At 73.7% G+C, this 22,157-nt stretch carries 20 protein-coding genes and 2 tRNA genes; 17 read left to right on the top strand and 5 right to left on the bottom strand.

The features are described from left to right. The first annotated feature begins 2 nt into the window (after positions 1-2). The 4 genes from E8D37_RS09890 to E8D37_RS09875 all read left to right on the top strand — a co-directional run bounded on the left by E8D37_RS09890 (position 3) and on the right by E8D37_RS09875 (position 4,057). Positions 3-569 carry a DUF1992 domain-containing protein gene (locus tag E8D37_RS09890; protein WP_240770322.1) on the top strand — a complete coding sequence of 189 codons (567 nt, stop codon included), beginning with the start codon at positions 3-5 and terminating at the stop codon, positions 567-569. A gap of 83 nt (positions 570-652) precedes the next feature. After that, entirely contained in the window at positions 653-1,759 is a 1,107-nt protein-coding gene (locus E8D37_RS09885; protein ID WP_136569556.1) for a CoA ester lyase, read from the top strand. 4 nt (positions 1,760-1,763) lie between these two features. After that, positions 1,764-2,630: a CoA ester lyase gene (locus E8D37_RS09880; protein WP_276606478.1), complete on the top strand. Its 867-nt coding sequence runs from the start codon at positions 1,764-1,766 to the stop codon at positions 2,628-2,630. Between the two features lie 74 nt (positions 2,631-2,704). Next, the gene (locus tag E8D37_RS09875; RefSeq protein WP_136569555.1) at positions 2,705-4,057 is read left to right on the top strand and encodes an RDD family protein; all 1,353 of its coding nucleotides are present in this window, start codon (positions 2,705-2,707) and stop codon (positions 4,055-4,057) included. A 124-nt stretch (positions 4,058-4,181) separates the two neighbouring features. Here E8D37_RS09875 and E8D37_RS09870 read toward each other — a convergent pair whose 3' ends face one another. Beyond that, a complete protein-coding gene (locus E8D37_RS09870; protein WP_136569554.1) occupies positions 4,182-4,487 on the bottom strand; it encodes a hypothetical protein in 306 nt (101 codons plus the stop codon). 59 nt (positions 4,488-4,546) lie between these two features. On the opposite strand from E8D37_RS09870, the gene dtd reads away from it, so the two are divergent. After that, entirely contained in the window at positions 4,547-4,978 is a 432-nt protein-coding gene (gene dtd / locus E8D37_RS09865; RefSeq protein ID WP_136569553.1) for a D-aminoacyl-tRNA deacylase, read from the top strand. A 90-nt stretch (positions 4,979-5,068) separates the two neighbouring features. On the opposite strand, the gene hutH is transcribed toward dtd, so the two are convergent. Continuing rightward, positions 5,069-6,661, bottom strand: coding sequence for a histidine ammonia-lyase (hutH, locus tag E8D37_RS09860; protein ID WP_136569552.1), 1,593 nt, complete (start codon positions 6,659-6,661; stop codon positions 5,069-5,071). A gap of 226 nt (positions 6,662-6,887) precedes the next feature. Between hutH and E8D37_RS09855 the strand changes: the two genes are divergently transcribed. From E8D37_RS09855 to E8D37_RS09840, 4 genes are all read left to right on the top strand, one after another. Further along, complete coding sequence (locus E8D37_RS09855; protein WP_136569551.1) at positions 6,888-8,198, top strand: choice-of-anchor P family protein; 1,311 nt, start codon at positions 6,888-6,890, stop codon at positions 8,196-8,198. Between the two features lie 182 nt (positions 8,199-8,380). Continuing rightward, positions 8,381-9,154 (top strand): IclR family transcriptional regulator, encoded by a 774-nt coding sequence (locus tag E8D37_RS20550; protein ID WP_136569550.1) that lies wholly within the window; start codon positions 8,381-8,383, stop codon positions 9,152-9,154. Beyond that, positions 9,151-10,131 (top strand): DMT family transporter, encoded by a 981-nt coding sequence (locus E8D37_RS09845; protein ID WP_240770321.1) that lies wholly within the window; start codon positions 9,151-9,153, stop codon positions 10,129-10,131. The genes E8D37_RS20550 and E8D37_RS09845 overlap by 4 nt, the downstream gene beginning before the upstream one ends. 222 nt (positions 10,132-10,353) lie before the next feature. Then, positions 10,354-14,109 (top strand): (Fe-S)-binding protein, encoded by a 3,756-nt coding sequence (locus tag E8D37_RS09840; protein WP_136569549.1) that lies wholly within the window; start codon positions 10,354-10,356, stop codon positions 14,107-14,109. 663 nt (positions 14,110-14,772) lie between these two features. Here E8D37_RS09840 and E8D37_RS09835 read toward each other — a convergent pair. Next, positions 14,773-15,030 (bottom strand): hypothetical protein, encoded by a 258-nt coding sequence (locus tag E8D37_RS09835; protein ID WP_136569548.1) that lies wholly within the window; start codon positions 15,028-15,030, stop codon positions 14,773-14,775. Between the two features lie 13 nt (positions 15,031-15,043). Then, complete coding sequence (locus tag E8D37_RS09830) at positions 15,044-16,807, bottom strand: sodium:solute symporter family protein (RefSeq protein WP_136569547.1); 1,764 nt, start codon at positions 16,805-16,807, stop codon at positions 15,044-15,046. Between the two features lie 304 nt (positions 16,808-17,111). On the opposite strand from E8D37_RS09830, the gene E8D37_RS09825 reads away from it, so the two are divergent. The 3 genes from E8D37_RS09825 to E8D37_RS19850 all read left to right on the top strand — a co-directional run bounded on the left by E8D37_RS09825 (position 17,112) and on the right by E8D37_RS19850 (position 18,846). Then, positions 17,112-17,633 carry a pilus assembly protein HicB gene (locus E8D37_RS09825; RefSeq protein WP_136569546.1) on the top strand — a complete coding sequence of 174 codons (522 nt, stop codon included), beginning with the start codon at positions 17,112-17,114 and terminating at the stop codon, positions 17,631-17,633. A 56-nt stretch (positions 17,634-17,689) separates the two neighbouring features. After that, on the top strand, positions 17,690-18,571 hold the full coding sequence (locus tag E8D37_RS09820; RefSeq protein WP_136569545.1) for a DUF4097 family beta strand repeat-containing protein: 882 nt from the start codon (positions 17,690-17,692) through the stop codon (positions 18,569-18,571). A 98-nt stretch (positions 18,572-18,669) separates the two neighbouring features. After that, entirely contained in the window at positions 18,670-18,846 is a 177-nt protein-coding gene (locus E8D37_RS19850) for a hypothetical protein (RefSeq protein ID WP_168929703.1), read from the top strand. 49 nt (positions 18,847-18,895) lie between these two features. Here the strand turns inward: E8D37_RS19850 and dcd are convergent, their stop codons facing one another. Beyond that, a complete protein-coding gene (gene dcd / locus E8D37_RS09815) occupies positions 18,896-19,471 on the bottom strand; it encodes a dCTP deaminase (protein ID WP_136569544.1) in 576 nt (191 codons plus the stop codon). 62 nt (positions 19,472-19,533) lie between these two features. Between dcd and E8D37_RS09810 the strand changes: the two genes are divergently transcribed. From E8D37_RS09810 to E8D37_RS09795, 5 genes are all read left to right on the top strand, one after another. Then, positions 19,534-20,322, top strand: coding sequence for an SGNH/GDSL hydrolase family protein (locus E8D37_RS09810; protein ID WP_136569543.1), 789 nt, complete (start codon positions 19,534-19,536; stop codon positions 20,320-20,322). A gap of 31 nt (positions 20,323-20,353) precedes the next feature. Next, positions 20,354-20,426 (top strand) — tRNA-Gly (locus tag E8D37_RS09805). 10 nt (positions 20,427-20,436) lie between these two features. Then, a tRNA-OTHER gene (locus E8D37_RS19845) sits at positions 20,437-20,515 on the top strand. Positions 20,516-20,956: 441 nt separating this feature from the next. Beyond that, positions 20,957-21,385 carry a hypothetical protein gene (locus E8D37_RS09800; protein ID WP_136569542.1) on the top strand — a complete coding sequence of 143 codons (429 nt, stop codon included), beginning with the start codon at positions 20,957-20,959 and terminating at the stop codon, positions 21,383-21,385. Between the two features lie 119 nt (positions 21,386-21,504). Next, complete coding sequence (locus E8D37_RS09795; protein WP_136569541.1) at positions 21,505-22,137, top strand: DUF2461 domain-containing protein; 633 nt, start codon at positions 21,505-21,507, stop codon at positions 22,135-22,137. Positions 22,138-22,157: the final 20 nt, after the last annotated feature.

Here is a 22,157-nt window from a genome sequence, read left to right as displayed (position 1 = left end):
CCGTGGAGCAGAGGCCGCAGGGCGAGGTCCAGCGGGCCCGCGACGAGGCCGAGCGGCGCAAGCGCAGCACGCAGAGCGCCGCGGCCGCCCGCATCGCGCACCAGACCTCGTGGGTCGACGAACAGGTCCGGGTCGCCATGGCCCGGGGCGAGTTCGACGATCTCCCGGGCGCCGGCAAGCCGCTGGAGGGGCTCGGCGAGCAGCACGACCCGGACTGGTGGGTGCGCAAGCTCGTGGAGCGCGAGCAGATCACCGGCGTCCTCCCGCCCAGCCTCCAGCTGCGCAAGGACGACGCGCTGCTCGACGGCGAGCTCGACGCGCTCACAGTGGAGGCCGAGGTGCGGCGCGTGCTCGAGGAGTTCAACGCCCGGGTGCTCCGGGCCCGCTACACGGTGCAGGACAACCAGCCCCCGCTCGTGACGCAGCCGCGCGACGTCGAGGCCGAGGTCTCAGCGTGGGAGGAGCGTCGCGCCGCCCGCCGCGCGGCCGCCCTGAGGCGGACGTCCGGCAGCCCGGCGGCGCCTCCGGTGGCCCGCCCGCGCTGGTGGCGCCGACGCCGCCGCGCCTGAGGTCGGTGTCGGCGGGCGGGCCAGCCCCCGCGGTGTCAGATGAGTCATAGAGCCGGGATGTGACCGCTGCTACGTTCCGAGCCATGTCGCACCGCAGCGCCAAGGACTTCTTCCGCCCCCTCGCCGTGGGCGCCCCGACGCCCGCCACCGAGGTGCCCGCGCGCCCCAGCCGGGCCATCCACTTCTTCGACCCGAGCAACGCCAAGATGGCGGCGAAGGTGCCGGCCATGGTCGGCACCGTGGACGTGCTGCTCGGCAATCTCGAGGACGCGGTCAAGGCCGACAACAAGCTCGCCGCGCGCGAGGGCCTCGTGCGCATCGCGCAGGACACCCCGACCCTGGGCGGCCCCGACTCCCCGACCCAGCTCTGGACCCGGATCAACGCCCTCGACAGCCCGTGGGCGCTGGACGACCTGCTCACCCTCGTCCCCGCCATCGGCGACCGGCTCGACGTGGTGATGGTGCCGAAGGTGCAGGGCCCCGAGGACATCCACTACGTCGACCGACTGCTCGCCCAGCTCGAGGCGAAGGCGGGCCTGACCCGGCCGATCCTCGTGCACGCGATCCTGGAGACCGCCCGCGGCGTCGCGAACGTCGAGGAGATCTGCGGCGCCTCGCCGCGGATGCAGGGGCTCTCGCTCGGCCCCGCCGACCTCGCCGCCGACCGGCGGATGAAGACCACCCGGGTCGGCGGTGGCCACCCCGGCTACCTCGTCCGGCAGGACCCGGTGGACGGCGCCATCGACGGCCCGCGCTCGATCTTCCAGCAGGACCTGTGGCACTACACGATCGCGCGGATGGTCGACGCCTGCGCGACCCACGGGATCTACCCCTACTACGGGCCCTTCGGCGACATCACGGACGTGGTCGCGTGCGAGGACCAGTTCCGCAACGCCTTCCTGCTCGGCTGCGTGGGCACCTGGAGCCTGCACCCCAAGCAGGTCGCCATCGCGCACCGCGTCTTCTCCCCCAGCGTCGAGGACGTCGCGCACGCCCGCCGGGTCGTGGCCGCCATGGGCGACGGGACCGGCGCGGTGATGCTGGACGGCAAGATGGAGGACGACGCCTCCCTCAAGCAGTGCCTGGTCATGGTCGAGCTGGCCGAGCAGCTCGCCGCGATCGACCCGGACCTCAAGGCGCTCTACGACGCCATCCCCACGACCGACGCCCCGACCGAGCAGGAGGCCTGACGCCGTGACCACCGAGATCAGCGTGCTGCGCAGCGTCCTCTACATGCCGGGCTCCAACGCCCGCGCGCTGGAGAAGGCCAAGAGCATCGCCTGCGACGGCCTCATCCTCGACCTCGAGGACGCCGTGGCGCCCGACGCCAAGCCCGAGGCCCGCGAGGCGGTCTGCGCCGCTGCCGCCTCCGGCGAGTACGGACGCCGGACGCTCACCGTCCGGGTCAACGGGATCGGCACCGCCTGGCACGCGGACGACCTGGCGGCCGTCGCCGCCGCGGGCCCCGACGCCGTCGTCGTGCCCAAGGTCAACAGCGCCGCGGAGGTGCACGCCCTGGTCGAGGCGCTGGAGAAGGCCGGCGCGCCCGACCACACGCGCCTGTGGGCGATGATCGAGACGCCGACGGCCGTGTTCGACGTCCGCGCCATCGCCTCGGCCTCCGAGCGGCTGTCCGTGCTCGTCATGGGCACCAACGACCTGGTCAAGGAGCTCTACGCCGAGCACGTGCCGGGTCGCGAGCCGCTGCTCACCTCGCTGCGGCTCAGCCTGCTGGCCGCCCGCGAGGCCGGCATCCAGGTGCTCGACGGCGTCTTCAACGACACCAGGGACGAGGCGGGCTTCCTCGCCGAGTGCGTCCAGGGCCGCCGGCTGGGCTTCGACGGCAAGACGCTCATCCACCCCGCCCAGGTCGGCCCCGCCAACGACACCTTCGCCCCCAGCCCCGAGGCGGTCACGGACGCCGAGGGGCTCATCGCGGCCTTCGAGGCGGGCGCCGGGTCCGGCGTGGTGACCTACAAGAACAAGATGGTCGAGAACCTGCACGTGGAGTCCGCGCGCCGGACGCTCGCGATCGCCGAGGCCGTGCGGGCGCTGGGCTGAGCCGCGCCCCTGCCCGCCGGCCGTCCTGCACCGAACGCGTGCCGCGGGCGTTCGCACGCGCTAGCGTGCGGAGCATGCCCGAGGCAGGCGGCGAGAAGGCCGGATTCCTCCACCGCCTCGCCGGTGGAGTGACCGAGCGCGTCGTGAGCGTGGTCGACCCGGACGTCGTCCTGGACCAGGTGGACCCCAACGCCCTGCTCGACCGCGTCGACCCGAACCGCCTCCTCGACCGCGTGGACCCCGACCGGCTGCTGGCCCGGGTCGACCCCGACGCCCTGCTCGACCGGGTGGACCCGAACCGGCTGCTCGACCGGGTCGACCCCGACCGGCTGCTGGAGCGGGTGGACGCCACCGCCCTCGTCCGGCGCGTCGACCTGGACGCCGTCCTCGCCGGCGTGGACCTCGACGAGGTGCTCGCCCGCGTCGACCTCGACGCCGTCCTGGCGCGGGTCGACCTCGAGGCCCTGCTCAAGCGCGTCGACCTCGACGCGGTGCTCGACCGGGTCGACCCCGACCGGCTGCTGGAGCGGGTGGACGCCACCGCCCTCGTCCAGCGCGTCGACCTGGACGCCGTCCTCGCCGGCGTGGACCTGGACGCGGTGATGGCCCGCGTCGACCTCGACGCCGTCCTGGCCCGGGTCGACCTCGACGCCGTGCTCGCCCGCGTCGACCTCGAGGCCGCGGTGAAGCGCTCCGGCGTCCCCGACCTCATCGCCGACAGCACCAACCAGCTCGCCGGCTCCGCGCTCGACCTCGCCCGCCGCCAGCTGGTGGCGCTCGACGTCATCATCGACCGCCTGCTCGGGCGCCTGCTGGCGCCGCTGCTGCGACGCGACCCCGCCGCCCAGCCGGAGGGTCCCGAGCGACTCGTCCGCCCGGAGCAGCCCTCGGGCGAGGCCGGGGCCCGGGCCCGCCGGCGCTCCGTCACCGGGCACTACGCGGGCGCCGCCACCCGCCTCGTGGCCGCCGGCCTCGACGTCGCGGCCGTCACGACGTCCTACACCCTGGCCGTCGCCGGCACGGGCTTCCTCTCGCAGGTCTTCCTCGGGGTCTCCTTCGGCGACACCCAGGGCTACCCCCCGCTGGCCCTGGCCGCCCTGCTCTCCTGGGCCGCGCTGTACCTGTTCGCCAGCCTGGCGATCGCCGGGCGCACCCCGGGCAAGGCCCTCGTCGGCCTGCGGGTGGTCTCGGCGGACGGCGCGGTGCTGGCCGTGCGACAGGCGCTCGTGCGCACGGTGGCGTTCCCGTTCAGCGCCCTGCTGCTCGGGGCCGGGTTCGTGCTCGGGCTGCTGCACCCCGCCCACCGGACGCTGCACGACCTGGTGGCGGGCACCTGCGAGGTCTACGACTGGGGCGAGCGGGCGGCCGAGCTGCCCGGGCCCCTCTCCGCCTTCCTGGAGCGCCAGGGCCCCGACTGGGAGGCCTGAGCCGCCGCCCAGACGCGGCGACCGGCACCTGACCTGCGACGACGCGAGCGATTCCCAGGTCGCGAGGTGGGCTGAAAAGACCTCTCAGGGGGTAGCGCCAGCACCACGTTCGTGGTGAACTGCGTCACACCGGAGGCGGCTCCGCCTGCCACCCCCCTGTGGGCGGAGCCGCCACCGGGACGCAGCCGGCGAGGAAGTCCAGGACCACCTCGGCCGGCATCTCGCACGGCCGGAACCGCTCGAGGCCGTCCTCCCCGACGTAGAGGTTCGCGCTCACCAGGCCCGTGCCGCCGAGCTCGTGGGCCAGGACCTTCTGGGAGCGCCCGCCGAGCAGGCTGGTGCGGGTCACCGACCAGCGCGCGCCGCGGTAGCGCACCTCGCTGGCGCCGAGCGGCAGCCGAGCGAGCAGGGGCTCCACCGCGTCGTCCACGTCTCCAGCCTAGGAGGCCCACCACCGGGCGCCCCCGGGCGGCGCGGCAGGATGACGCCATGCGAGCCGTCGTCCAGCGCACCCTGTCCGCGTCGGTGACCGTGGGGGGCCAGGTGGTCGGCGCGACCGACGTGCCCGGGCTGCTCTGCTACCTCGGCATCACCCACGACGACGGCCCGGCCGACGTCGCCTGGACGGCCCGGAAGGTGTGGGAGCTGCGGCTGCTGCGCGACGAGCGCTCCGCCTCCGAGGAGGGCGCGCCCGTGCTCGTGGTCAGCCAGTTCACGCTCTACGGGGACGCCCGCAAGGGCCGACGCCCGTCCTGGGGCGCCGCCGCCCCCGGCCCCGTGAGCGAGCCGCTGTACGAGGCGTTCTGCGCCGAGCTGGCGCGCCTCGGCGCGCACGTGGAGCGCGGGGTCTTCGGCGCCGACATGCAGGTCGCCTCCGTCAACGACGGGCCGATCACGCTGGTCCTCGACAGCCCGCGCTGAGCGGGCTCGGTCCGGCGGGCCAGGCGGGCCGGGCGGGTCAGGCGCGTCAGGGGGCCAGGCGGCTCAGGCGGCTCAGGCGGGTCACGCGGCTCAGGCGAGCGCGCCGTCCGGCAGCGCCGCGCGGGCCGCGGCCACGACCGCGCCGGAGCCGACCAGCCCGACGACGGTCTCGATGTCGGGCGAGGTGAACCGGTCCGGGCCCGGGCCGGCCACGCCGTGCGCGTGCAGCAGCGAGACGACGGCGGCCGAGGCCGGGGCGGGGACCAGCGGCGAGCGGAGCTCCACGCCGCGGGCGGCGGTGAGCACCTCGACGGCCAGCACGCGGGTGAGCCCGTCCACGGCCCGGCGGAGCTTGCGTGCGGCCGCCCAGCCCATCGACACGTGGTCCTCCTGCATGGCGCTGGAGGGGATGGAGTCGACCGAGGCCGGCACGGCGAGGCGCTTGAGCTCCGAGACGATCCCCGCGGCGGTGTACTGCGCGATCATGAGGCCCGAGTCGACGCCGGGGTCGTGCGCCAGGAACGGCGGCAGGCCGTGGTTGCGGGCGGCGTCGAGGAACCGGTCGGTGCGGCGCTCGCTGATCGAGGCCACGTCGGCGACGGCGATGGCGAGGAAGTCCAGGACGTAGCCGACGGGTGCCCCGTGGAAGCTGCCGTTGGACTCGACGTCGTCGCCGACGAGGACGGGGTTGTCGACCGTGCTGGCCAGCTCGCGCCCGGCCACGGCCTCGGCGTGCGCGAGCGTGTCGCGAGCCGCGCCGTGGACCTGCGGGGTGCAGCGCAGCGAGTAGGCGTCCTGGACGCGGGTGCAGTCGGGTCCACGGTGGGAGGCGACGATCCCCGAGTCGGCCAGCAGCGCCCGGAGGTGGGCGCTCGAGGTCAGCTGCCCGGGGTGCGGACGCAGGGCGGCGATCGCCTCGCCGAAGACCCGGTCGGAGCCCAGCAGGCCCTCGATGCTCATCGCCGCGGCGACGTCCGCGGTGTCGAGCAGGAGACGCAGGTCGGCCGCGGCCATGAGCAGCATGCCGAGCATCCCGTCGGTGCCGTTGATGAGGGCGAGCCCCTCCTTGGCGCCGAGCTCCACCGGGGCGAGCCCGGCGGCGGCGAGCGCGTCGGCGGCGGGCAGGAGGGTGCCCGCGGCGTCCCGGACCTCTCCCTCGCCGAGGAGGGCGAGCGCGACGTGGCTGAGCGGGGCGAGGTCGCCGGAGCAGCCGAGCGAGCCGTACTCGCGGACGACGGGCGTGATCCGGTGGGTGAGCAGGTCGGCCAGGAGCCCGGCCGTCTCGGGGCGGACGCCGGTGCGCCCGGTGGCCAGCGTGGAGAGGCGCAGCAGCATGAGGCCGCGCACGACCTCGGTCTCGACCTCGGGGCCGGAGCCGGCCGCGTGCGAGCGGACCAGGGAGCGCTGGAGCCGGGCGCGGTCCGCGACGGGGATGTGCCGCGTGGCCAGGGCGCCGAAGCCGGTGGAGACGCCGTAGACCGGCCGGTCCTGCGACGCGAGCCGCTCCACGACGTCCCGCCCGTGGGCGAGGGCGGCGAGCGCCCCCTCGTCCAGGCGGACGCCGACCCCGTGCCGCGCCACCGCGACCAGCTGCTCGGGGGTGACCGGTCCCGTGCCGACCACGACCTCGCGGGGGGTGTCGGAGGTGGTGTCGGCGGGAGCGGGCACGGCGGTCGACGTCATGCCTCCAGTGAATCCGCGCCGGGGGCTCCCGAGGCGACACCGAGGACCACATGCGTCTCGGATACGAGATTCCTCGCTCGGGTCCGACCAATTCCGATCTCTTTACCGATATGGCGTAACTCTCATCCGCCCGGCGCGTTGGGCCACGCAGAGGGGGAGTCGCAACCGTGGCCCTCCCTTCCGGGAGGGGGGCCCGGGAATCCAGACCGACCACCGAGGAACGCTCATGTCCCCCCATCACATGACCAACCGTCGGCGCCGCCCGCTCGCCCACGTCGTCGCCGGCATCGCCTGCGCCGCCCTGGGCGCCTCCGTCGCTCTCGCCCCCTCCACCGCCCAGGCGGCCGTCTCCGACAGCGGCGGCACCCCCACCCAGTTCGGCATGAAGGCCAACGGCTACGGCACCTCGGTGCGCGGCGGCCAGATCCCGCTCGACTCCGAGCGCACCGGCCTCGCCGTCACCGCCTGCACCACGCTCGCCGGCGAGGGCAGCCGCAACTTCGTCACCGAGGCGCAGCTGCCCGAGGACGTCGCGACCGTCCGCGGCGTCACCTCCCACAACCGCACCCTGCGCAGGCCGAAGGAGGGGATCGTCGAGACCGTCGCCACCGAGAAGGTCGCCGAGATCGTCCTCGCGCAGACCGACCTCGGCACCCTCTCCATCCAGGGACTGCGCTCCACCGCCCGCGCGATCCACGGCCCCGACGGCTTCTCCGGCGTCACCGACAACCAGATCGGGCGCATCGTCCTCACCCCGGCCGCGGGCGACCCGATGGAGTTCGAGATCCCGGACGCGGACACCCCGATCACCATCCCCGGCCTCGCCACGATCGAGCTCGGCCGCAACGCCAAGAACGTCACCTCCGAGCACTCCTTCGTCTACTCGGCGGCCGCCAAGATCACGCTGCTGGCGACCGGCACCGTGATCCACGTGGCCCGCTCCACCGCGCAGATGCAGGTCGGCGCACCCGTCGGCGCCTTCCGCGGCTCCGCCTCCGCGATCAAGGGCCGGGTCCTCGGTGACCTCGTGAAGGTCGGCCGGGTCGTCAACCAGGTGATGCCGTGCGCCGGCACCGACGACGCCAAGCAGGTCGACGGCGCCGCGGACACCACCGACATGCTGAACTCCCAGGGCCTCTCCGTCGACGCGGCGACGCTGTGGCAGCGCAGCAAGCAGACCGACCTCCAGGCCCACGGCACCGAGAACGCGGAGCTCAACGGCCTCACCATCGGCCCCCTCACGATCGACGTCGCCAAGGCCTCCGTCCACGTCACCAAGCACGCCGACGGCACGCTGGAGCGCACCGCGACCACGCGCATCCTCGGCGCCACCATGGACGGCGAGGAGATGAGCGCGGAGGACCTCGACGGCCAGGTCGTCGAGATCCCGGGCGGCCTCGCCAAGATCGAGACCGGCCTCGTGCAGCGCTACCCCGACGGCATCCAGGCGATCCCGCTGCGGGTGACCCTGCTGGACGGCACCGACGTCGACTCCGTCGTCGACCTCGGCATCGCCCGGCTCGCCATCGTCCCGTGACCGCACGCCGCCGGGACGTCCGGCGCTGATCGTCCACCGCTGAGCCGGCCCCCCTTCTCACCGGTTCGCGGTTTCCTCGCAGGCCCGGCCTCCCACCCCCCGGAGGCCGGGCCTGCCCCCTGTTCCGGCACTCGAGCTGTTCCGGCCCTCGTGCCGGGCGCGGGAGCGGCAGACTGTCCCTCGTGCCCCAGGTCCCCGCCGCCACCCGCGCGCTGCGGGTGCTGCGCTTCCTGGCCTCCCAGCCGGCCCCGGTGCCCCTCGCGCACGTGGCCCAGGCGCTGGACCTGCCGCGGTCCTCGGCGTACCACCTGCTCGCCGCCATGGCCGAGGAGGGCTTCGTGACCCACCTGGCCGACGAGCACCGCTGGGGCCTGGGTGTGGCGGCCTTCGAGGTGGGCAGCGGCTACGTGCGCCAGGAGCCCCTGCAACGGCTCGCCCGCCGGCCCCTCGCGAGCCTCGTCGACCGCACCGGGCAGAGCGCCCACCTCGCCGTCCTGCACGGGCGGGACGTGCTGTACCTCCTCGAGGAGCGCGCCCCCGGCCGCCCTCCCCTGGTCACGGACGTGGGGGTCCGCCTGCCCGCGCACCTCCCGGCCTCGGGGCGGGCGCTGCTGGCGGCGCTGCCCCCGGCCCAGGTCCGGGCGCTCTACCCGGACGCCGCGGCGTTCACGAGCCGCACCGGCACCGGGCCGACGACGCCGGGCCGGCTCCGCGCCCTCCTCACCGACACGCGGCAGCGCGGCTGGGCCGGCGAGGAGGGGGAGATCACCCCCGGCCTGGCGGGCGTCGCCGCGCCGGTGCTCGACCACAACGGGCTGCCGGTCGCAGCCGTGGCCCTCACCTTCGTCCCCGGGGAGGACGAGGCAGCGCACCTGGCCTCCGAGGTGCTGCGCACCACCACGCTGCTCACCCGCCGGCTGGGCGGTCGGCCGGCGGCTGAGATGCTCGCCCCGTGACGCTCCCCGCGGCCGTGCCCGCGCCCCCGACCGGGGCAGCGCCGCGCTCCTCGCGCCTCGGGCTGCTCCAGGTGTGCCTGGCCGGCGTCCTGTGGGGCACCGGCGGGCTGAGCGTCACCCTGGTGCGCGAGCGGGTGCCGATGAGCGTCGTGACCGCGAGCGCGTGGCGGCTGAGCCTGGCGGCGATCGCGCTGCTCGTCGCGGTGCTCGTGGCGCGCCGGGGGCCGGCCCTGCTGCGGCTCGCGCGCGAGCGCCCGGTGGCCGCGGCGGTCGTCGGGCTGGCGACGATGCTCTACCAGACCCTGTACTTCGGCGCGGTCGTGCTCGCGGGCGTCTCCGTGGCGACCGTCCTCAGCCTCGGCATCGCGCCCGTGCTGCTCACGCTGGTGGACGCGCGGCGCCACCGACGTCCGCCCGGCCCCCTCGCCCTCGGGACCCTGGCCCTCGCGCTCGCCGGCCTCCTGCTCGTCTCGTTCTCGGGCCACTCCTCCTCCGCGGGGTCCTCGACAGGGTCCTCGGCGGGTGGGGGGCACGTGGGGTGGGGCATCGTCCTGGCCCTGGCCGCGGGCGCCGCGTACGCCTTCGCCACCGACCGCGGCCAGCTGCTGGCCGCCACCACCGAGCCGCTGGCGCTCACCACCGCCACCAGCGTGGTCGGCGCCGTCGTCCTCGTGCCCGTCGCGCTGCTCACCCCGGGCCCGCACGTCACCGCCGACCCAGGCACCCTGGCGATCCTGGTCTACCTCGGCGTCTTCACCATGGCGGTCTCCTACGCCCTCCTCTACGCGGGGCTGCGGACGACCCGGGGCTCCGCGGCCGTCGTCGGCACGCTGATGGAGCCGGTGACCGCCGCGGTCGCGGCCGCCCTGCTGCTCGGCGAGCGGCTCGGCCCCCTGGGCTGGCTCGGCACCGCGCTCGTCCTGCTCGCGGTCGCGGGGCTGGCGCTGGAGCAACCGCACCCCGACGCTATCGAGTGACCCGCGGGGCCCGCCGAGGGCTGGTGGGCTGGTGGGCCGGCGGATTGGTGGAATGGACAACGAGTCGGCGTGCGCCTGTGCGCTCACACCACTCGACACGAAGTTACTGTCCAGTAAGATCTTCGCCACACGTCGGGACCTGCCGCGTGGCGCGCACCACGCCTAGGCTCCGACGAGCGTCCGCCCTGCGGGCGCCTTCCCCGACACGAGGAGCCCCGCAGCATGCAGACCTTCGCCATCGTCGTCGCCCTGGCACTGACGGCCGTGACCGCCGTCGTGCTGGTCCGCGCCGTGCGCCGCATGGTCGCCACGATCCGGATCGGCCAGCCCACCACCGGGCGCACCGACGAGCCCGGCAAGCGCACCGTGACCCTGCTGAAGGAGTCCGTGCTGCACACCCGGATGCTCCAGTGGCACTGGGTCGGCGTCATGCACTGGTTCGTGTACGCGGGCTTCATCGTGCTCTCCGGCGCCGTGGCGACCGGTTTCGTGCAGCTCTTCGACCCGCACTTCGCGCTGCCGGTCATCGGCCACTGGTTCGTCTACGAGTGGGTCAACGAGGCCCTCGGCGTGCTGTCGACGGTGGGCATCGTCTTCCTCATCGTCTACCGGCAGAAGCACCACCCGCGCAGCCTCGGCCGCCGGTCCCGGTTCTTCGGCTCCACGGCCTGGCAGGCCTACTTCGTCGAGGTGATGGCGCTCCTCGAGGGCGCGGCGATCCTCTTCATCCGCGGCGCCGAGTACAACCTCGGCCAGGCCGCCGGCGAGCACCCGGAGCGCTTCACGAGGTTCCACTTCCCCGTCTCCTCGTACTTCGGCGACGCGCTCTTCGCGCAGGGCCCGGAGAACCTGGGGACGCTGGAGAACACCGTCATCGCGATCGCGCTGATCAAGGTCGTCCTCGCCCTCGTCTGGCTGCTCGTCATCGCCTCGAACCTCACGATGGGCGTGGCGTGGCACCGGTTCACCGCCTGGTTCAACATCTGGTTCAAGCGTCAGGCGGTCGGCCGCGACACCGACGGCGTCACCACCGCCCTGGGCGGCCTCAAGCCCATGACGGCGGGCGGCAAGGCGCTCACCCTCGACGACCTCGAGGAGATGGACGAGGAGACCGTCCTCGGCGTCGGCAAGATCGAGGACTTCTCCTGGAAGGGCATCCTCGACTTCACCACCTGCACCGAGTGCGGCCGCTGCCAGAGCCAGTGCCCGGCCTGGAACACCGAGAAGCCGCTCTCGCCCAAGCTCTTCATCACCGCGATGCGCGACCACGCCTACGCGAAGGCTCCTTACCTGCTCGCGGACGAGTCCGAGCGCGCCGCGCTGCTCGAGAAGGACCCCGACCTGGCCCGCGAGGTCGAGAAGGCCCTCGTCGGCGAGACCGGCGGCACCTTCGAGGGCCACGAGACCTCCACCGACGGCGGCGACTGGTTCTACAACCCGCCCGGCATGGAGGCCGTGATCGACCCCGAGGTGCTGTGGAACTGCACCTCCTGCGGCGCCTGCGTGCAGCAGTGCCCGGTCGACATCGAGCACGTCGACCACATCGTCGACATGCGCCGCTACCAGGTGCTCGTCGAGTCGAACTTCCCGCCGGAGCTCAACGGCCTCTTCAAGGGCCTGGAGGGCAAGGGCAACCCGTGGAACATGTCGCCCCAGGGGCGCATGGACTGGGCCAAGGGGCTCCCCTTCGACGTCAAGGTCGTGGGCGAGAGCATCGAGAGCCTGGACGAGGTCGAGTGGCTGTTCTGGGTCGGCTGCGCCGGCGCCTACGAGGACCGCGCGAAGAAGACCACCCGCGCCGTGGCCGAGCTGCTCGACATGGCCGGCGTGACCTTCGGCGTCCTCGGCAACGGCGAGACCTGCACCGGCGACCCCGCCCGCCGCGCGGGCAACGAGTTCGTCTTCCAGGGCCTCGCCGCGCAGAACGTGGAGACGTTCAAGGAGTACAAGGTCAAGAAGGTCGTCTCGACCTGCGCCCACTGCTTCAACACGCTCAAGAACGAGTACAAGGACTTCGGCATCGAGCTCGAGGTCGTGCACCACACCCAGCTGCTCAACCGCCTCGTGCGGGAGGGGCGCCTCACGCCCGTCGGTGGGGGTGCGGGCGCGAAGAAGCGCTCCATCACGTACCACGACCCCTGCTACATCGGCCGCCACAACGGCGTCTACGAGCCGCCGCGCGAGCTGCTGCAGGTGCTGCCAGGCACCGAGTACAAGGAGATGCCGCGCAACTCCGAGAAGTCCTTCTGCTGCGGCGCCGGTGGCGCCCGCATGTGGATGGAGGAGAAGCTCGGCTCCCGGATCAACCTCAACCGCACCACCGAGGCCGTCGAGACCGGCGCCGACCAGATCGCCGTCGGCTGCCCCTTCTGCCGCGTGATGCTCTCCGACGGCCTCACCGCCAAGCAGGCCGCCGGCGAGGCGCGCGAGGAGGTCGAGGTCCTCGACGTCGCGCAGATGCTGCTCGCCTCCGTGAAGGGGGACGCTCCCGCGGCTCCGGTGGTCGAGGCGCGAGGAGCGCAAGCGACGAGCCTCGAGACCGCCGCGCCGACCGCTGCTCCTGCCGCCGCTGCTCCGGCTGCTGCTCCGGCTGCTGATCCGGCTCCGGCCGAGACCGCGCCTGACGACGCCTCGTCCCTCTTCGACACCCCGGCCCCCGTCGAGCCGGCACCCGCTGAGCCGGCGCCCGCTGGTTCGGGCGGCGGGTCCGACGACGACCTGTTCTCCGGGTCGCTGTTCGACACCCCGGCCGAGCCCGAGCCGGCCTCTGAGGCCTCCGAGCCCGCCGGTGAGCCCGAGGCCGAGGCCGCCGCGCAGCCCGTGGCACCGACCGACCCGGCGTCCGCCCACCAGCCGCGCACCGACGTCGACATCGACGCCCTCGACTCGCTCTTCGACGTCGAGGCACCCGAGCCGACCACCCCGGTGGTCGAGGTGCGAGGAGCGCCGGCGACGAGCCTCGAGACCGCCGCGCCGGCTGCCGCACCGACCGCTCCCGCCGCTGCAGTCGAGGCCCCCGCCGAGACCGCCCCCGAGGCGGCCCCGGTGATCGAGGCCGAGGCGGCCGAGCCCCCCGCCGCGCCCCCCGCCGCGCCCGTCGCTGCTGCGCCGGTCGCTGCCGCGTCCACGGAGGCCCACACCCCGCGCACGGATGTCGACATCGACGCGCTGGACTCGCTCTTCGACGTCGAGGCACCCGAGCCGGCCACCGTGGCTGCGGCCGCACCGACCTCCGCTCCCGCCCCTTCCGTCGAGACCCCCGCCGAGACCGCCCCCGAGGCGGCCTCGGTGGTCGAGGCCGAGGCGGCCGAGTCCCCCGTCGCGGAGCCCGCCGCCCCGGTCGCTGCCGCGCCGGTGGCTGCTGCGCCGGTCGCTGCCGCGTCCACGGAGGCCCACACCCCGCGCACGGATGTCGACATCGACGCGCTGGACTCGCTCTTCGACGTCGAGGCACCCGAGCCGGCCACCGTGGCTGCGGCCGCACCGACCTCCGCTCCCGCCCCTTCCGTCGAGACCCCCGCCGAGACCGCCCCCGAGGCGGCCTCGGTGGTCGAGGCCGAGGCGGCCGAGTCCCCCGTCGCGGAGCCCGCCGCCCCGGTCGCTGCCGCGCCGGTGGCTGCTGCGCCGGTGGCTGCCGCGTCCACGGAGGCCCACACCCCGCGCACGGATGTCGACATCGACGCCCTGGACTCGCTCTTCGACGTCGAGGCACCCGAGCCGACCACCGTGGCCGCGGCCGCACCGACCGCCACGCCGGCCGCCACGCCGGCCCCCGCGCCGGTGGAGGCGTCGAGCCCGGTCGCCGCCGAGCCGGTCTCAGCCGAGCCGGTCGTGGAGTCGCCGGCACCGGAGTCCGCCCCGGACCCGGCGCCCGCGGCGTCCGCCCCGGAGCCCGCCACCCCGGCGGACCCCTCCGACGCCCACCAGCCCCGGCGCGACGTCGACATCGACGCCTTGGACTCGCTCTTCGACGCCTGACCGACTCCGCAGCACCAGCGGTGGCCCAGCAACCGTCTGCCCCGGCAGATGCGTTGCTGGGCCACCGCCGTTCCAGGGCCCGACCGACCGGCGGTGCACCAGCAACCACTCATCGCCCTCAACCGGTTGCCCACACACCGCCACTCCCCCGCCGCCCCGGACGTCATCCATCCGCGACACAGGGACGTCCCGCCCGCATGACGTCCCGGACACCCACCGGGGGACGTCATCCATCTGAGGGAGGGGACGTCCGCCCCGCATGACGTCCCCACACCGGCCCCGCTGCACCCAGCCCACTCGCACCCACCGGCGGTGACCTGGCAACCGAGCTCGACCGCCCACCGGTTGCTCACCCACCGCCGCTCGCGTCCCACCCACATCACCGGTGCGCCAGCAACCGCCTGCGCCGGCAGATGCGTTGCTGCGCCACCGCCGTTCCGGGGCCGAGCGACCAGCGGTGCACCAGCAACCACCCACCGAGCTCAACAGGTTGCCCACACACCGCCACTCCCCCGCCGCCCCGGACGTCATCCATCCGCGACGAAGGGACGTCCCGCCCGCATGACGTCCCGGGCCGCCCCCGGCACACAGGGCACGCCGAAAGCAGCAGGGCCCGACCGGAACAGCTCGGTCGGGCCCTGAGGCAGGCAGTGGGACGGGGAGTCAGTCCTCGTGCGTCTCGGGCACCTTCACCGGGCGCAGTCGCGCCCAGGCCAGGAACACGAGCCCGATGACGAGCATGACCAGCCCGGCCCACAGGTTGGCGTTGGGGCCACCGGTCTTGTCGGTCTCCGGGTCGCCGAAGATCCCCATGAGCAGCAGGATCACGCCGTAGATGCCCAGCAGGGCACCGATGATGTTGCGGATGTCGAAGAGCCCCGCGTTGTGGGTCTTCCGGTTCTCCACCTCGTTGGCAGGCATGGTGCGACCCCTTTCAGAACGCGACGTTGAGCGCGATGACGAGCACGAGGGCGACGCCGGCGAGCGGCAGCGTCCGCTGGTACCAGGGCAGGGACTTCTCCGCCTCGTCGACCAGGTCCTCCTTGGGCGTCTCGCTGTAGACGAGTCCGCGCAGCTCGGAGTCGGGCTTGGGCTCGGTGACGAGGGAGATCGCCACCGACAGCACGATGTCGACGACGAACGCGGCGCCGGCGGCGACGAACGAGGCGCCCTGGCCGGAGAGCGGCAGGACGCCCACCGAGAGCGAGCCGAGGGTGCCCTCGGACAGGATCGCCACCGTGACGGCCGACAGCGTGCCGGCGATGAGGCCGATCCACGCCGCGGTGGGGGTCATCCGCTTCCAGAACATGCCGAGGATGAACGTGGCGAACAGCGGGGCGTTGAAGAACCCGAACAGCGTCTGGAGGTAGTCCATGATGTTGGAGAAGCCGGACGCGAACAGCGCGGTGAACAGCGCGACGACGGTGGCCCCGACGGTCGCCCAGCGGCCGACCTTGAGGTAGTAGCCGTCCTCGCGACCGGGCACGCGGTACCGCTCCCACAGGTCGTAGGAGAACACCGTGTTGAAGGCGGAGATGTTCGCCGCCATGCCGGCCATGAACGCGGCCAGCAGACCGGCGATGGCCACGCCGAGCAGGCCGTTGGGCAGCAGGTCGCGCATCAGGTAGATGAGCGAGTCGTTGTAGGTGACGGTGCCGCCGGCGCCGCCGGCCACGGTGTCGCCGGCCTTCGTCTTCGCGATCTCGGTGACGAGGACGGCGGCCAGCATGCCCGGCACGATCGTGATGAACGGGACGAACATCTTCGGGAAGGCCCCGATGATCGGGGTCTTGCGGGCCGAGGAGATCGAGTCGGTGGCCATCGCGCGCTGGACCTCGACGAAGTTCGTCGTCCAGTAGCCGAAGGACAGCACGAAGCCGAGGCCGAAGACGATGCCGATGACCGACAGGAAGTCGGAGGAGAACCCGGTGAGGGCGGTGCCGGGCCAGGAGCTGAGCTGCTGCGCGGCGGTGGGCCCGTCGGGGTTGCTCGCCGCGGCCTGGGTGATCTGGTCCTTGAGGCCGCTCCAGCCGCCGACCTTGTGGAGGCCCAGCAGCGTGAGCGGCAGCAGGGCCGCCACGATCACGAAGAACTGGAGCACCTCGTTGTAGATCGCGGCGGAGAGGCCGCCGACGGTGATGTAGGAGAGCACGATGATCGCCGCGACCACGAGGGCGACGTAGAGGTTCCAGCCCAGCAGAGCCTGGATGATCGTGCCGAGCAGGTACAGGTTCACGCCGGCGATGAGCAGCTGGGCGACGGCGAACGAGATCGAGTTGACCAGGTGCGCGCCCGTGCCGAACCGGCGGTACATGAACTCGGGGACCGAGCGGACCTTCGAGCCGTAGTAGAACGGCATCATCACGACGCCCAGGAAGAGCATCGCGGGGATCGCGCCGACCCAGAAGTAGTGGACGGTCGGGAGGCCGTACTGGGCGCCGTTGGCGGACATGCCCATGATCTCGACGGCACCCAGGTTCGCGGAGACGAACGCGAGGCCGGTGACCCAGGCGGGCAGCGAGCGGCCCGAGAGGAAGAAGTCGACGGAGTCCGAGACCTGGCGACGCGCCACCAGGCCGATCCCGAGGACGAAGACGAAGTAGATGGCGACGATCAGGTAGTCGACGAGGTGCGCCGAGATGATCGTGCTCGTCAGGACCGGCGGTGCACCGATCGAGAGGGTGGTGGGCCACGTCATGCGCAGGCCTTCCTTTCTATGAGCGTGCCTGCCGCGTGTGCTGCGTGGTGCGGTCCTGCTCGTTCGCTCAGGGGGATCTGTTCGTTGCAGCAGGCAACCGCAGCACCGTACGGCCCCCCACGGTGAGCGGTGTCACCCGGGTGGAGGGAACTTCCGGGGGCGGGTTCGCGTACCGCCTGACCTGGGACGTTCCGGGCGACCCGACAGACGTCAGACGCACCCTCACCCCTCCGGCGTCACCGCGGACACCACATGACACCAGGAATTGCTTGTACTGACACCAGAGTGGTGTCACTATGACGTCATGGACATGACGCCGTACCTCGACGGGCTCCGCCGCGACCTCCGCCTCGTCGCCGAGTCCTCCAGCCCCGAGGTCGCCGCGGCGGCCGAGCGTCTCGGCGCCGCCATCGAGCCGGCCGCGCGCCTGGCCCTGATGGAGGCCCTCTCGCACGCCGCCGCGGAGATCACCGCCGCGATGCCCGCCGGCAGCGTCGAGGTCCGCCTGGACGGCCGGGACCTCGACTTCGTCGTCGACGCGCCGCCGGCCCCCAGCGTCCAGGCCCCTGCCGCCCCCGCCGCGCCCGGCGGCGACGTCGACCCCGACGACGGCTCCGTCACCCGCCTCACGCTGCGCCTGCCCGACTCGCTCAAGACCCGCGCCGAGGAGCTGGCGAACCAGGCCGGCACGTCCCTCAACGCCTGGCTCGTCTCCGCGGTCCGGCAGGCCACCGCGACGGACACCCTGCGGGTCGACGTCGACCTCTCCTCCCTGCCCTTCGGCGCGGGCCGGGGCAAGGGACGCCGGCAGACCGGCTGGGTCTGAGCACCCCCAACCGCGCCATCCATCAGCCCGCACCACCCACCGCCCCGGAGGGCCCCATGACCGACAGCACCATCCCCGGCAGCAACCCCGGCACCGACGCCCGCCAGGGCGGCCCGCTGCGCCGCGAGATCGACACCCCCGACCCGATCGACCTCCTCGTCGAGACCGGTCGCGGCACCGTCCTCGTGACCCTCGCCGAGACCGCCACCACCACCGTGGAGGTGAGCGGACGCGACAGCGACCGGGTCCGGGTGGAGACCCAGCCCGGCGCCGTCCGCGTCCTCGCCCCGCGCGGCGGCCTCTTCAGCGGCGACCCGCGCCTCGACGTGAGCATCACCCTGCCGACCGGCAGCACGCTCGACGTGCGCACCGGCAGCGCCGACATCACCGTCCACGGCACCGCCGGCGACGTCACCGTGAAGACCGGCTCCGGCCAGGTGCGGCTCGACGAGGCGGCCTCGGCGACGCAGGTCGCCACCGGGTCCGGCGACGTGCACGTCGTCCGCGTGGCCGCCGACCTGTCGGTGCGCACCGGCTCCGGCGACCTCCACCTCGAGCAGGTCCAGGCCGGGGTGTCCGTGGCCACCGGCTCCGGCGACGTGCGGGTCGACCGCGCCGACCTCACCGAGCAGCTGTCCCTCAAGTCCGGCTCCGGCGACGTCCTCGTGGGCAGCCTCTCCGGCGACCTCACCTTCGCCACCGGCTCCGGGGACCTCCACGCCGCACTGGTGCACCGCGGCGCGGTGACGGTCCGCGGCGCCTCGGGCGACGTCCGGCTCGGGGTGCCGGCCGGCGTCCCCGTGTGGACCGACGTGAACAGCCTCTCCGGCGGCCTCCGCTCCACGCTCGCCCCGGTCGGGGCCCCGGAGCCGGGTCAGGACTTCGTCGAGGTGCGGGCCACCACCGTCAGCGGGGACGTGACCCTGCACCCGGCCTGAGCCGCCACCCGGTCACGCACCACCGCACGCCCCCAAGCAGGAACCCAGCAGAAACCAGCAGACACCCAGCAGCCACCACCGCCCTCCAGGAGACCGCCGTGCCCGAGAACCCCTACCTCGTCGAGACCGCCGCCCGCCAGCAGCGCGAGGCGCGCCTCGCCCGCGCCCACGCGGCCGCGACCGCCCGCGCCGGGGTGCGCGGCGAGCGCACCACCCCCGGGCGCCACCGCCTGGCCGACGGCCTCCGCGGGCTCGCCGACCGGATCGACGGCTGAGCCGAGCCGTGCGCGCCGGACCGCCGGGCCCTCACGGACCCGGCCCCGCTCAGATCCGGGTGCGGTGGAAGTTCTGGTAGGAGCGGGACGGCGTGGGGCCCCGCTGGCCCTGGTAGCGCGACCCGTACTTCGCCGAACCGTACGGGTGCTCCGAGGGCGAGGAGAGCCGGAAGAAGCAGAACTGGCCGATCTTCATGCCCGGGTAGAGCTTGATCGGCAGCGTCGCGACGTTCGCCAGCTCGAGGGTCACGTGGCCGGAGAAGCCCGGGTCCACGAAGCCGGCCGTGGCGTGCGTGAGCAGGCCGAGGCGGCCCAGGGAGGACTTGCCCTCCACGCGCGCCGCGACGTCGTCGGGCAGGGTGACGACCTCGAAGGTCGAGCCCAGCACGAACTCGCCCGGGTGCAGGATGAACGGGTCGTCCCCGTCGGGCTCGACGACGCGGGTGAGGTCCGACTGGTCCAGCGCCGGGTCGATGTCGGGGTACTTGTGGTTCTCGAAGACCCGGAAGAACCGGTCGAGGCGCACGTCGATCGACGACGGCTGCATCATCTCCGCGTCGAAGGGTTCGAGCGCGATCCGGCCCGCGTCGAGCTCGGCTCGGATGTCCCGGTCGGAGAGCAGCACGAGGCGGAGCCTAGCGTGGGCGTGTGAGCCCCATCGCGCCGTCCCACCCAGCGTCCGGTCCCGTGCCCTTCCCGGCGCGCTACGTCGCCCTCGGCGACTCCTTCACCGAGGGCGTCGGCGACCCCGACCCCGCGCGCCCGAACGGCGTGCGCGGGTGGGCGGACCGCGTCGCCGAGCAGCTCCAGGCACAGGCGGACGCCGCGGGCCGGCCGTTCGGCTACGCCAACCTCGCGATCCGGGGACGCAAGCTCCGACCCATCCTCGCCGAGCAGCTCGAGCCGGCCCTGGCCCTCGAGCCCGACCTCGTCACGGTCTACGCCGGCGCCAACGACATCCTCCGGCCCAGCGTCGACCTCGACGCGCTCGTCGGGGAGTACCGCGACGGCCTCGCCCGGCTGGCGGGCACCGGCGCGCGCGTCCTCGTCTGGACCGCCTTCGACCCCGGCGGCTCCGCCACCTACCGGCTCCTGCGCGGCCGGTTCGCCCTCTACAACGAGCTCGTCCGCGAGGCGGCCGACGCGGTCGGGGCGGACGTCGTGGACTACTGGCGCATGCGGGAGTACCGCGACTGGGGCTACTGGGACGACGACCGCATGCACATGGGCACGCCCGGCCACCGGCTCATGGCCGGCCGTGTCCTCGACGTGCTCGGCGTCCCGCACGACCTGCCCGTGCCGGACCCCGCCCCGCGCCCCACCCTGCCCCGCAAGGAGCGGCTGCGCTCCGACGCCGAGTGGTTCCGCGAGGCCGCCGTGCCGTGGGTGCAGCGGCGGCTCACCGGCCGCTCGTCCGGGGACGGGCTCGAGCCCCGCTACGCCACCCTGACCCGGATACCGCCCACCGACGACTGATCGTCTAGAGTGGCGGCGGCCTCACGGCCACGCGGATGTAGCTCAGTTGGTAGAGCGCGACCTTCCCAAGGTCGATGTCGCGAGTTCGAGTCTCGTCATCCGCTCCGACACCCAGCGGGTCGCGCTCCCAGAGCGCGACCCTCTGTCGTTCCCGGCAAGGTCGATGTCGCGAGTTCGAGTCTCGTCATCCGCTCCGACACACAGAGGGTCGCGCTCCCAGAGCGCGACCCTCTGTCGTTCCCGGGCGTCGTTCCCGGGGCCTGGGAGCCCCCTCCCCGGCACTTCTCGGACACCTGTCGCGTCCGGACTTCTGCCCAGGTCCGGGCAGATCGACGGCTGTCGTCAGGCGCGTCAGGACGCCGAAACCACTCATTCAGGACCGCCGTTTCCGGAAACACTCGTTCCGCCCGTCAGGGCCTCCCGTCGACGGCGATCCGCGCCCGCGGCGACACTCCCGCTGGTCACGGCCGCACCTGCCGGGGCAGAGGTGCCTCATGCCGTGTCGATCCTGACGCCCGTGGTTGAGAGAATCCGGGTCTTCGCAGGTCAGGGCACCCTCACGCACCCTGTCCGGGATTGTCCGGTCTCAGGAACAAGCGGCCCTCCGACCGACCCGGCTCTTAACCTTGCGGTCATGACGAGTCTTCTCGGGAACATGCCGCTCGGCGACCTCGGGCCAGAGGTCGAGGACCTGGTCCACGACATCCTGTGCACTCACTTCTCCGGGGTCGGCCTGTTCGATGGCGGCTGGACGGTCGAGGACGGCGGCGACGGCGTCCTCGTCTGGGTCGAGCGCACCGGGCACGCCACGTGGGTCGCGCTGGAGGCGCCGGCCTTCAGCGGCCTGCGCCAGGCCGACCGCCTCCTGGCCGTCATCCAGGACCGCACCGGGCGCAGCGCCGTCGACGGTGGCATCACGCTGCACCTGGCCGGCGACGGCACGTTCTCCGTGTCCCTGGCCGAGTCCGTCACGGCCCACCCGCTCGACCCGGCCGCGGTCGTGGCCGCCGTGGCCCGACTGCTCGAGGACGTCCACACCGTCAAGGCGCTGGCCGCGGCCTGAGCCACCCCGCACCCGCGACGAGCGGGGTCGCACCGCACGGGAGGCGGCGCGACCCCGCTCGTCCGCTTCCCGGCCCGCCCGCCCACGCGGGTGGCGGCGGCCGACTAGGGTCGCGACTCGTGGACTTCACCGGCTTCCCCGTCGCTGCCCTCGACTTCTACGACGACCTGGAGGTCGACAACACCAAGTCGTTCTGGGACGCCCACAAGCACGTGTGGGAGGAGTCGGTGAAGGGGCCGATGACGGCGCTCTGTGCCGCGCTCGAGCCCGAGTTCGGGACCGCGAAGATCTTCCGCCCGTACCGCGACGTCCGGTTCAGCAAGGACAAGACGCCCTACAAGACCCACCAGGGCGCGTTCGTCGCCCAGGGCCCGGCCACCGGGTTCTACGTCGAGCTCTCCCCGCGCGGGCTGCGCACTGGAGGCGGCTTCTACGAGGCGTCCGGCACTCGTCTCGCCGCCTACCGCGAGGCCGCGGCGCACGAGCTGTACGGCCCGGAGCTCGAGCGCCTGGTCGCCGACCTCGAGGCGGCCGGCTTCGAGCGCAACGGCGACCGGCTCAAGACCAGCCCCCGCGGCTTCGAGGCCGACCACCCGCGCATCGACCTGCTCCGGCACCGGTCGCTGACGATGGGGCACATGATCGGGTTCGAGCCCGTCATCCACACCGCGGAGGCGCTGGACGTCGTGCGGGAGGACTGGCGGCGGATGGTCCCGTTCGTGGAGTGGGTCCGCCGGCACGTCCAGGACTGAGGCCGGCACCCCCGCCCCTC

Source organism: Nocardioides sp. GY 10127, from assembly GCF_004919085.1.
GTDB lineage: Bacteria > Actinomycetota > Actinomycetes > Propionibacteriales > Nocardioidaceae > Nocardioides.
The sequence above is the reverse complement of the archived record's forward strand: the minus strand, read 5'-3'. Positions and strand labels throughout refer to the sequence as shown.